The sequence below is a fragment of the Streptomyces sp. NPDC050211 genome (genome assembly GCF_040656035.1).
In the GTDB taxonomy this organism is placed as follows: Bacteria; Actinomycetota; Actinomycetes; order Streptomycetales; family Streptomycetaceae; genus Streptomyces.
The window spans coordinates 71927-83503 of record NZ_JBFALC010000033.1; the positions used below are offsets into that span (position 1 = coordinate 71927).

Annotated in this window: 8 protein-coding genes; 6 read left to right on the top strand and 2 right to left on the bottom strand. The window is 66.6% G+C overall.

The features are described from left to right. Window positions 1-18 precede the first annotated feature (18 nt). Window positions 19-2499, top strand: coding sequence for an RICIN domain-containing protein (locus AB0I98_RS28815; RefSeq protein WP_362946976.1), 2481 nt, complete (start codon window positions 19-21; stop codon window positions 2497-2499). 559 nt (window positions 2500-3058) lie between these two features. Then, the gene (locus tag AB0I98_RS28820) at window positions 3059-5332 is read left to right on the top strand and encodes a right-handed parallel beta-helix repeat-containing protein (RefSeq protein ID WP_362946978.1); all 2274 of its coding nucleotides are present in this window, start codon (window positions 3059-3061) and stop codon (window positions 5330-5332) included. 161 nt (window positions 5333-5493) lie between these two features. Here AB0I98_RS28820 and AB0I98_RS28825 read toward each other — a convergent pair whose 3' ends face one another. Continuing rightward, window positions 5494-6138 carry an SGNH/GDSL hydrolase family protein gene (locus AB0I98_RS28825; protein WP_362946980.1) on the bottom strand — a complete coding sequence of 215 codons (645 nt, stop codon included), beginning with the start codon at window positions 6136-6138 and terminating at the stop codon, window positions 5494-5496. 129 nt (window positions 6139-6267) lie between these two features. On the opposite strand from AB0I98_RS28825, the gene AB0I98_RS28830 reads away from it, so the two are divergent. After that, a complete protein-coding gene (locus AB0I98_RS28830) occupies window positions 6268-6978 on the top strand; it encodes a cupin (RefSeq protein WP_362946982.1) in 711 nt (236 codons plus the stop codon). Between the two features lie 136 nt (window positions 6979-7114). On the opposite strand, the gene AB0I98_RS28835 is transcribed toward AB0I98_RS28830, so the two are convergent. After that, entirely contained in the window at window positions 7115-8149 is a 1035-nt protein-coding gene (locus AB0I98_RS28835; protein WP_362946985.1) for a LacI family DNA-binding transcriptional regulator, read from the bottom strand. 183 nt (window positions 8150-8332) lie between these two features. On the opposite strand from AB0I98_RS28835, the gene AB0I98_RS28840 reads away from it, so the two are divergent. The 3 genes from AB0I98_RS28840 to AB0I98_RS28850 all read left to right on the top strand — a co-directional run bounded on the left by AB0I98_RS28840 (window position 8333) and on the right by AB0I98_RS28850 (window position 11549). After that, window positions 8333-9253 carry a sugar ABC transporter permease gene (locus AB0I98_RS28840; RefSeq protein WP_362946988.1) on the top strand — a complete coding sequence of 307 codons (921 nt, stop codon included), beginning with the start codon at window positions 8333-8335 and terminating at the stop codon, window positions 9251-9253. After that, window positions 9246-10142 carry a carbohydrate ABC transporter permease gene (locus tag AB0I98_RS28845; protein WP_362946990.1) on the top strand — a complete coding sequence of 299 codons (897 nt, stop codon included), beginning with the start codon at window positions 9246-9248 and terminating at the stop codon, window positions 10140-10142. Before AB0I98_RS28840 ends, AB0I98_RS28845 begins: the two co-directional genes overlap by 8 nt. Before the next feature lie 102 nt (window positions 10143-10244). Continuing rightward, window positions 10245-11549: an extracellular solute-binding protein gene (locus tag AB0I98_RS28850; RefSeq protein ID WP_362946992.1), complete on the top strand. Its 1305-nt coding sequence runs from the start codon at window positions 10245-10247 to the stop codon at window positions 11547-11549. The last annotated feature ends 28 nt before the right edge of the window (window positions 11550-11577 follow it).

The following is an 11577-nucleotide window of genomic DNA, read 5'->3' on the forward strand; positions in this document are numbered from 1 at the left end:
CTCCGAGGAGGATCTCCCGTGCACGACGTCATAGGGCTGCCTGACAGGCACATCAGACGGTTGGCGGCCCTGGCCGCCCTGCTCATGGGACTGGCCCTGCTGACCGGCCGAGCAGTGTCGCCCGCGTATGCCGCCACCGACACGGCCATCACCGTGGACGGCACCAGCGGTGGACGCACCTTCGACGGCGTGGGCGCGATCAGCGGCGGCGGCGGCAACACCCGCCTCCTGGTCGACTACCCGTCCAGCCAGCGCAACCAGATCCTGGACTACCTGTTCAAGCCCGGCTACGGCGCGTCCCTGCAGATCCTCAAGGTCGAGATCGGCGGCGACACCAACTCAACCGACGGCTCCGAGGCCAGCTTCGAGCACTCGAAGGACGACATCGACTGCAACGCCGGCTACGAGTGGTGGTTGATGGAGCAGGCCAAGGCCCGTAATCCCGACATCAAACTCTCCGCCCTGGCCTGGGGCGCCCCCGGCTGGATAGGGAACGGCAACTTCTACTCGACGGACGGGATCAACTACCTGATCGACTGGATGGGCTGCGCCAAGCAGCACGGCCTGAGCATCGACTACCTCGGCGGCCAGAACGAGAAGACGTACAGCGCCTCCTTCTACAAGAACCTGAAGTCGGCCATGGCCGCGAACGGCTACACCTCGACCAAGCTGGTCGGCAGCGATGAGACCAACTGGAACATCGCCACCGCCATGAAGACCGACAGCGCCCTGAACAACGCCGTGGACATCGTCGGCGCGCACTATCCCTGCACGTACGCGTCCGCGATGACCACCTGCTCCTCCTCCGCCGACGCCCAGTCGCTGGGCAAGCAGCTCTGGGCCAGCGAGAACGGCTCGGAGAACGCCGAGACCGGGGCGGCCCCGGTCGCCCGCGCCATCAACCGCGGCTACCTCGACGCCAAGATGAGCGCGTACATCAACTGGCCCATGCTGGCCGCCGACTACCAGAACCTCTACTTCCACGACCAGGGCCTGGTCACCGCGAACCAGCCGTGGTCCGGCGCCTACAGTGTCTCCCGCACCGCCTGGTCCATCGCCCAGACCACGCAGTTCACCTCACCCGGCTGGAAGTACCTCGACAGCGCCTCCGGCTACCTCGGCGGCGACCGCGCCAACGGCAGCTACGTCAGCTACGCCGCGCCCGACAAGAGCGCCTGGAGCACCGTCTTCGAGACCATGGACGCCACCGCGTCCCAGACGGTCACCCTCGACATCGCCGGCGGCCTGCCCGGCGGCAACCTTCACGTGTGGTCCACCGACCTGTCACAGCCCGGCGGCGCCACCCCGCGCATGGTGCAGAACAGTGACCTGACCGCCACCAACGGCACGTACACCCTCACCCTGGACCCCGGTCACGTCTACACCGTGACCACCACCACCGGCCAGGGTGCCGGAACGGCCACCTCGCCCGCGCGCAACCGGCTCGTCATGCCCTACTCGGACTCCTTCGCCGGCTACAGCACCGGGCAGGAGGCGAAGTACTTCGCCTCCATGAACGGCGCGTTCCAGGCCGCCCCCTGCACCGGGGGCCGCACCGGCCAGTGCCTGCGCCAGACCGCACCCCAGAAGCCGATCGTCTGGTGGTACCCGGCCACGAACGCCCTCCAGCCCTACACCCTCATGGGCGACGTCGGCTGGAGCAACTACACGGTCAGCTCCGACGTACTGCTGGAGAAGAGCAGCAGCTCCGCAGAGCTCCTCGGCCGTGTCGGCACCCAGACGAAGTTCAGCGCCGGGGGGATGAACGCCTACCACCTGCGCCTGTCCGACACCGGATCCTGGTCGCTGTTGAAGACCGACACCGCCGGCAACAAAGCGTGGAACTGGACCACCCTTGCCAGCGGTACCGTCACCGCTCCCGGCACGGGCACCTGGCACAACCTGTCGCTGACCTTCCGGGGCAGCACGATCATCGCCAAGATCGACGGAAACACCGTCGGCACGGTCACCGACACGAGCTACGGTGCGGGCCTGGCCGGCCTGGGCACCGCCGGCTACTACCCCGTCGAATACTCCAACTTCTCCGTCACCCACGAGCCGGTCAGCGACCTGTCCGGCACCTACAAGATCATCAGCGCCGGCACCGGCAAGGTGCTCACCGCCTACAACGGTGGAACCGGCGACGGCACGCCCGTCGTTCAGAAGACCGACGCGAACAGCGGCAGCCAGCAGTGGAAACTGGCCTACACCAGCGGCGGCTACCTCACCATCACGGGTGTCACCAGCGGCAAGTCCCTCGACATCAACGCGGCTTCCACCTGGCCCGGCACCCAGTTGCAGCTGAAGACCCCCAGCGGGAGCGTCAGCCAGCAGTGGCTGATCGCCCCGGGCGACAGCGGCAGCTACACCATCGAGTCCCGGTCGAACGGGTACAAGGTGGACGTGTACAAGGGTGGGACCACCGACAACACCCCCATCGACCAGTGGTACACCAACGGCAGCAACAACCAGCGCTGGAAGCTGGTCAAGGTGGCATGACCGACTGAGCCACCGAGCCCTTGGGTGGGGCAGGCCCGACCCCCGGCCTGCCCCACCCGTGCGCCGGGGGCCATGAGATCCGCCTGCTCTGCGGCACCCCCGCCGGGCGACGGGTTGAGCAGCCAGTGACAAGCGCCTTACCGAAGCAGCCGGGCTGCCGCACGGCTCGCTGTCGCATGGCGCCGTCGGCTTTCCGGCAGGGGCCTCCACAACGCTGACGTTCATCTGCTCGAAACCTTGACGCACTCGATCACCGCTGGGCACACTGCGCGGAATACGTTTTCCCGATGCGCCCCGAGGGGCAGCCATGACGTTCTCGAAGGCCCGCTGCACATCCGGGAGGGCACTGTGACACAGGAAGCACGGATCTTGGAGCCGCCGCAGAGCTCAGCCCCCGATGGGGCGTGTCCGGCCGGACCAGTGCCCATGTCGTCGCGCACCCGTTGGTGCGTCCACCGTACGGTCCCGAGCCGCCAGCGCCCCGAGTCGTTACCCGACATCCCGGTCGGAGGCGTCGCGACAGGAGCCAGTACCTCACCACCACGACAAGAAGAGGACCATGACCGCCAACCGAAGACTTGTGTCACGAGCGACAGCGGCCGCACTGTGCGCGCTCGCCGTCGTGCTCGCGTCGATCGTGCTCATACCCGCGCAGCGGGCCTTCGCCGCGGGCACCACGTACTACGTGAGCGCGAGCGGCAACGACAGCAACACCGGAACCAGCACCAGCGCGCCCTGGCGCTCGCTGAGCAAGGTGAACGCGAAGACGTTCCAGCCCGGCGACACCATCCGCTTCGAGGCCGGTGACAGCTGGACCGGGCAGCTCTGGCCGAAGGGGTCCGGCACCGACGGCGCCCCTATCACCATCGACAGCTACGGGGCGGGCGCCAAGCCGAAGATCGCCGGCCAGGGCACCGTCGCCGACGCGGTGCGGTTGAACAACCAGCAGTACTGGGAGATCCGCAACCTCGACGTGTCGAACGCGGTACCCACGGGGACGAGCGACGGTTCGAAACTCGGCGACTTCCGCGGCATCGGCGTGCATGGTGACAACGGCCAGACCCTGCACCACTTCGTGATCGACTCGGTGGACGTGCACGACGTCACCGGCGAGGTCAAGTGGGTCGGCGGCAGCACCGCCGACAACAAGCCGGGCATCAGCTTCGCTCAGGGCTGGGACCGCTCGAAGGACACCGGCGGCATCGCCTTCCTCACCGGCGTCCAGGACATCACCGCGCCCGGTGCCCCCACGGTCCTCGACGGCATCACCGTGGAGAACTCCACCATCAAGAACACCTCGTTCAGCGGGATCGTCACGAAGCAGTACGCCGGTGACGCGCCAGGTGCCGTCTTCACCGGCTGGGGCAAGCGAGCCACTGCCACCGACTCGAGGTTCACCCCGTACACCAACGTCACGTTCCGCGGCAACTACATCACGCAGGCGAACACGCCCTTCGGCTGCAACGGCATCTACCTCACCGGCGTCAAGGGCGCACTGGTCGAAGGCAACGTGATCGACCGGGTCGGCGTCTCCGGCGTCGAGACCAACATGGCCGACAGCGTCACCGTCCAGCACAACGAGATCATGGGTACCCACCTCTCGTCGGGCGGTGCCGACCAGAATGCCCTGGACCCCGACATCGGCACCACCAACCAGCTGTTCCAGTACAACTACCTCCACGACAACGGCGACGGCATCCTGCTCTGCGCGTGCAACTCCAACGTCCAGTTCGGCAGCGTGGTGGTCCGCTACAACGTCATCACCGGCAGCACGCGGTGGAACCTCCACTTGTCGCAGACGGGCGGCACGGTGGCGAACATCTACAACAACACCTTCGCCAACACCAGTTCGACGAACATGGTGACCGGCGGCGTCTCCGGCAGGGTGACGCTGACCAACAACCTGTTCGTCTCCGGGCAGTCCGCGCCCACGTTCGTACAAAAGTCGACCATCACCTACAACAACAACGGCTACTCGGACAACCTGACGACCGTGCCCACGTCCGACGCGAACGCCGTGGTCGGCGCTCCGCAGTTCGTGAATGCCTCCGTCACGGGGCCGTACGGCGACGAGAACGGTCCGAGGCTCGGCACGGCGGCGAACTTCGCGCTCCAGTCGGGTTCGGTGTTCGTCGACGCCGGAGCCACGGTCACCGGCAACGGAGGGCTCGACAACGCCGGGTCTCCAGTGCCGATCGGGAACGGTCCGGAGATCGGTGCCTTCGAACGCGGCGCGCCCAACATCGCGTTCACGGACACGTTCGACGGCCTGGCGACCGGCGCGCTCGCCAACGGGACCAACGGATGGCGGGTCATCTCGACCAACAACGACGTCTCCGTGGTGGGGACGCCGTCCGCCACCGACAAGAGCGTCCGGCTGACCCGCACCATCGAAGGCGGCGGCACCGACGGGACCAACCTCGCCCGGCTCTTCAGCACCCCGCTGCAGGGCGTGGTGACCATCGACACGCAGGTGATGCGCAACGACACGCAGGCCGGCTGGTTCGGGCTGCCCTACGTGTACAACGCCAGCGGTGCCCCAGCCGTCAGCGTCGCCTTCGCCCGCGGCCAGATCCACGCGTACAAGGGAACCACGGACACCGTGATCGGTACGTACACCAATGGCAAGTGGTACCGGGCCACGCTCACCGTGGACACCGTGAACCAGCGCTTCGACCTGGACATCGACGGCCGGCGCGTAGTGAACGACGCCGCGTTCCGCACCTCGATGCCGGGGATCGCGAAGGTCGCGTGGTACTCGAACGGGGGCGAGCGCGGAGCGGTGCACGTGGATGACGTCCGGATCTCGCGCGGTACCGGATTCGGCCAGTGACAGCCAGGGCCAGTCTGGTGGCGTGAGGATTTCGGTAAGTGTACCCGATCCAGTAAGCGCTTCCTCGTCCGCCATGATGCTCAGCTCAGGCTGGCGTCATGAAAATGAAGAATCGGATCTGCCTGGCCGATATCGGCCAGGCAGATCCGATTGCCGACTGATCAACGTGATGAAATCTGCTGCAGCGTGGCGCTCACCACCGGCACATAGAAAGTGGTGATACCCGTCTCGTTGGGATGTGTTCCCGATCCCTCTGTGCCAGGAAAACCGTTGGCCAGGTCGTCGAATGTGTATTTCGCACGCTGGGTGTCATCGCGCGTGTCGAACATGGTTGCCCCGAAGACGTCGGCAACGGCGATGCCCCAAGTGCGGCAGGCTTCCAGAGTCGCCTCGCGCAGCGCCACCTGAGTGTCCCAGTCCCGCGAACCAAGCTTGTGGGCGGCGACGTACACGATGCGGGCGGTCGGCCACTTCCGCTCCATAGCGTGCAGCGTCTTCTCCAACTCTTCGGCGTAGGTGCCGAGCGTGTACGCACGGTCCCGGAAAATGGACTGCGCGTCGTTGGTGCCTCCGTCGAAGATGACGAAGTCCGGCGCGATGTCGGGCGCTTGCTCGACCTGCGTGAGTATCTGTCCTCCGGAAGCATGCGGGTCGGCGCCTATGGTCGCGCCGTTCCGGGCGAACTTGGTGAGGGACATGCCCTCGCGCTCTGCAACTACGTCCACGAAACTGTGCGGATACACATGTCCGTACACAATGCTGTCGCCGAAGGCATAGACGCTCTTACCTACCAAACCATTGTTCACATCGTCCTCCTTGCGGCTTCGCCATTCGGGTCTGATTTTAGACAGAACATTGACGAGTTGGGCGACTCGCACGTAAATTAAGAGGGACAGAAAGCGCTTACTGTACTGAACTGGAGTGTTAACACACACATGAGCACAACCAACACCGGATTGCCCGGGGGCGTCGCCATCTCGCATCTGTCGGTGTACGACTGGCCCGCCGCCGACGGGGCGTGCGGCGGCACGCCTCACATGCACCTGGCGTGTTCAGAGGCTTACGTCGTCACCGGCGGACGCGGGGCCGTGCAGACGCTGACCGCTTCCGGGTACGAGGTCACTCCGCTCCAGGTCGGCACGGTCGCCTGGTTCACGCCGGGCACCATCCACCGGCTGGTCAACGAGGGTGATCTGCGGATCACCGTTCTGATGCAGAACAGCGGGCTGCCGGAGGCGGGGGACGCGGTCCTCACGCTGCCCCCGCCGTACCTGACCGATCCGGAGACGTACGCCCGCGCCACCGCCATCCCGGCCGACGCGCCCGAGGAGGAGCAGGAGCGCGCCGCCCGGGCCCGGCGGGACCTCGCTCTGGAGGGCTACCGGGCACTTCGGGAGGCCGAGGGGCCACAGGCCCTGGCCGCGTTCCACCGTGCCGCCGCCGCGCTCGTACGGCCCCGCATCGCCGAGTGGCGCGAGCGGTGGCGACAAGGCGCCGAGGCCTCCGGCGCGGCCACCGGGGCGCAGCTCGACTGGCTGGAGCGGGGGGAGTCCCCCCACCTCGCAGATGCCGCCGTGCGGTCTGAACAGCCCGCTGCCCGCGGGAAGTTCGGGATGTGTGGCCAGCTTGACGTCTACGCGAACTGAGGGCGATGCGCACCTGAGGACGCGCGGCGTGCGCGGCCGGTTCGGCCCGCACCCACGGCCGGGCCGGATGGGCGGTGCAGGCGCAGGGGACGGACACGGTCCGCCTGCTCCGCGCCCACCCCGGCAGCAGCGCTGGTCACCGCCTGCGGCTGAGACGCCCTGCCGACGGCGGCTCGGCCGTCGACTCCCGCCAGATGATCCGGAACAGGGAGCCCTCACTCGTCTCGGGCGCGCTGTCCCTCAGACCCGCGATCAGCTTGGCCATGGCCGTACTGCCGAGCTGTTCGAGCTCCACGTCGACGGTGGTCAGTGACGGGGTCATGAACTGTCCGACCCCCGCGTTGTCCCAACCGGTCACGCTGAGGTCGCCCGGCACGTCCCAGCCGCGCTCCCGGGCGCCCCGGATGACGCCGGCGGCGACGAGGTCGTTGGCCGCGATCACCGCGGTCGGCCGCGCATGGCTCGGGAGCGACCGTATCGCCTCGATGCCGGACTCTCCCGACCAGTCTCCGTCGAAGACTCCGACGGACTCGGCCCCGAGGCGTTCGACGGTGTCCAGATAGCTCTGCTTGCGCGCCCTCGCGGAAGCGAACTGCGCGTCGCCCGCCACATGAAGGAACCGGGAGTGACCGAGCGCCGCCAAGTGCTCGATCATCCGCACCAGGGGCGTGGCGTCGGCCAGCTGCCCGATGCCGCGCATCTCGTCGTCGAAGTCGGCCGAGATCACCACGGTCGTCCTCTGGTGCAGTTTGCTCTCCACCGCGGGAAGCACGGGGGCGAGGGAGAGGATGCCCTCGAACTGTCCCGAGTCGGCGAGTTCCAGCAGTCGTTCGCTCCTCGCGCGTACGCCGCCCCCGGCGCTCACGACATCCACGAAAAACCCTGCGGCCTGCGCCGTCGCGCTGGCACCCGCCAGCATGCGTGAGGGGTTGAAGGCCATGGCGGGCATGAGGATCGCCAGCCGGCCGGTCTTCCGCGTGCGCATCGACCGCGCCACCAGGTTGGGACGGTAATCCAGTTCGCGGATCGCGCTCTCCACCCGCTCCACGGTCGCGGGCTTCAGTCCGCTGTTGAATCGCAGGTACCGCGACACCGTCTGGGGTGACACACCGGCGAGTCGCGCCACATCGGTGATCGTCGGCCGTCGTCGCGCCGTGTCAGCGCCGTCCATCCGCTTCCCCCACCCATCCGCCATCGTTCAGGAAACAGAGAGTACACACTCTTGACGGAAAAAGTGAACGTTCACTATGGTCCTCGCAACCCGCAAAGTGAACGATCACTTTTTGGGTGACGCGCGGCCCGGGACGGGCCCGCACCACTGTGTGCCGATGCCGCCGCTCAAGGGAGCAGTGCCGTGAGCTCCATCAACGAACTACGCCGGCTGCGCGGGTCCCAAAAGGGCGCGCGACAGCAGAACAAGGCGGCGTTCTTCTTCCTACTGCCATGGTTCGTCGGGCTCTTCGGGATCACTCTCGGCCCGATGCTGGCCTCGCTCTACCTCAGCTTCACCAAGTACAACCTGTTGCAGCCGCCGCAGTTCAACGGAGTCGAGAACTGGACGCGCATGCTCGATGACGAGCGTATGCACAAGTCGCTCGAAGTGACGTTCAGCTACGTCCTCGTCTCCGTCCCGCTGCAGCTGGCGATGGCCCTCGGGCTCGCCCTGGTGCTGGACAAGGGGGTACGGGGTCTTGCCTTCTACCGCTCCGTCTTCTATCTGCCGTCCCTGATCGGCGGCAGCGTGGCGATCGCCGTGCTGTGGCGCGCGATGTTCGGGACCAACGGCCTTGTCAACGAGGCCCTGGCCCTCGTCGGTGTCCAGGGGCAGGGCTGGATCTCGGAGCCGGGAACGGCGCTGTCGACCCTCGTCGTCCTCAACGTCTGGACCTTCGGATCACCCATGGTGATCTTCCTCGCCGGGCTGCGGCAGATTCCGACCTCCCTCTACGAGGCGGCCTCCGTCGACGGCGCGAAGCGCTGGCGCCAGTTCCGCAGCATCACCATTCCGCTGCTGACACCCATCATCTTCTTCAACCTGGTGCTGCAGATCATCCACGCCTTCCAGACCTTCACCCAGGCCTTCGTGGTCTCCGGCGGTACCGGAGGGCCCGCCGACTCCACCCTCTTCTTCTCGCTGTACCTGTACCAGCGCGGGTTCGGCCACTTCGACATGGGTTACGCGTCCGCGCTCGCGTGGGTCCTGCTCCTCATCGTCGCGGCCTTCACCGCCGTCAACTTCTGGGCCTCAAAGTACTGGGTGTTCTACGATGACTGACCGCACCACAGCCGTACCCCCCGCGCTGCCCGCCCCCCGCCCCCACGCGATACGCCGGATCAGACGCGCGGTGCGCGCCCCTCTCAAACACTGCCTGCTGGCTCTCTGCGCCCTGACGATGCTCTACCCCGTCCTGTGGATGGTGGTCAGCTCGCTGCGGCCCAACAACCAGATCTTCCGCAGCGCGGGACTCGCCCTGACGCACCCGCGCTTCGAGAACTACAGCAACGGCTGGAACGCCTTCTCCCAACCGTTCAGCCACTACATGATCAACTCAGCGATCGTCGTGACCGGCGCGATCCTCGGGAACCTCCTCGCCTGTTCCCTGGCCGCATACGCGTTCGCGAGGCTGGAATTCCGGGCGAAGCGCGTCTGGTTCGCCGTCATGCTCGTCACCATCATGCTGCCGATCCACGTGATCATCGTGCCGCAGTACGTCCTGTTCTCGGAGCTCGGCTGGGTCAACACGTTCCTGCCCCTGATCGTGCCGAAGTTCCTGGCGACCGACGCCTTCTTCATCTTCCTGATGGTGCAGTTCATCCGGGGCATCCCGCGCGAGATCGACGAGGCCGCACGGATCGACGGAGCCGGGCACGCGCGGATCTTCTTCTCCCTCATCCTCCCGCTGATGGTCCCGGCGCTGGCGACCACCGCGATCTTCACCTTCATCTGGACCTGGAACGACTTCTACACCCAGCTCATTTATCTGACCGACCCGGACATGTACACCACGCCTCTCGCGCTGCGCACCTTCGTCGACCAGCAGACCGCGACGGACTGGGGCTCGGTGTTCGCCATGAGTGTCGTGTCGCTCGTACCCGTCTTCCTCATCTTCCTCGCCGGACAGCGCTTCCTGCTGCGAGGCATCGCGACCACCGGCGGCAAGTGACTGCGGGGGCTACTGCCGGACATGCGGAGGCGACCGAGTCATGACCACTCGGGAACACCGCAGCCATCAACCTGACCCACCCATCAGGCACAGGAGAAGCACATGAATGTCAGCCCCTTCAGACGCGTCGCGATCGGAGCGGTCGCCTCACTCTCGCTCGCACTGACCGCCTGCTCCGGCGCCAGCACCGGCTCCGCTCCCGAGCTCAGCGACAAGCCGGTCACCATCCGTGCCACCTGGTGGGGAGCGGACGCCCGTGCCCAGCTCACCGACGAGGTCATCAAGGCGTTCGAGAAGAAGTACCCCAACATCACGGTCAAGGGCCAGTACAAGGACTGGAACGGCTACTGGGACGCGCTCGCCACGACGACCGCGGCCAAGGACTCCCCCGACGTCGTCCAGATGGACGAGCTGTATCTCGCGTCGTACGCCGACCGCGGAGCGCTGTACGACCTCGGCAAGGCCAAGAAGCTCCTCAGCACCTCGCAGTTCGACGACCAGGCCCTCGCCACCGGACAGGTCAACGGAACGCAGTACGCGCTTCCCGTCGGCGTCGGCGTCCTGTCCGTCCTTGTGAACACCGACCTGTTCAAGAAGTACGGCGTGAAGGTTCCCGACGACAAGACGTGGACGTGGGACGACTACGCCAAAATCGGGAAGGAGCTGACGGACAAGAGCGGCGGCAAGATCCACGGTGCGGCCGGCGCGCCCGGCTTCTCCGCCGGCGATGTCAAGTACTGGGCTCGTCAGCACGGTGAAAACCTCTTCGACAAGGACGGCAACGTCTCGCTGAAGCCCGAGACGCTCGCCGGCATGTGGAAGTACGGTCTGGACCTGCTCTCCTCCGGGGCCAGCGTCAATACGTCGACGATGGTCGAGGACCTGACCGCGGGTGTCACCGCCGGCAGCTTCGCCACCGGCAAGGCGGCCATGATGGGGGTGTACAACACCCAGATCACCGCCATCCAGCAGGCCACGGGCGCCCAGGTGCAACTGCTGCAGATGCCCCGCGTCGGCAACACCAAGGCGAACTTCTTCAAGCCCTCGATGTACTGGGCGGTCTCCAGCCAGAGCAAGCACCCGGCCGAGGCAGCCGCGTTCGTCAACTTCGTGCTCAACGACCAGAAGGCCGCCGACATCCTCAAGACGGAGCGCGGAATCCCCGCCAACAAGGAGATGCTGAAGCACCTCCAGCCGACTCTGGCCGGGACCGACAAGGCGGCGGCCGACTACATGAACGCCGTGACCCCGGGTGAGTCGCCGGTCGTGACCCCCAACGGCGGAAGCGGCATCGAGCCGGAGCTGCAGCGCTACAGCCAGGAGGTCTACTTCAAGAAGACCTCGCCCGACGCCGCCGCGAAGGCCTTCATCAAGGAGCTCCAGGGCGAGATCGACGCGGCCAAGTGACCTCCTTCCGGGGGCCGTGGCCGCTGCC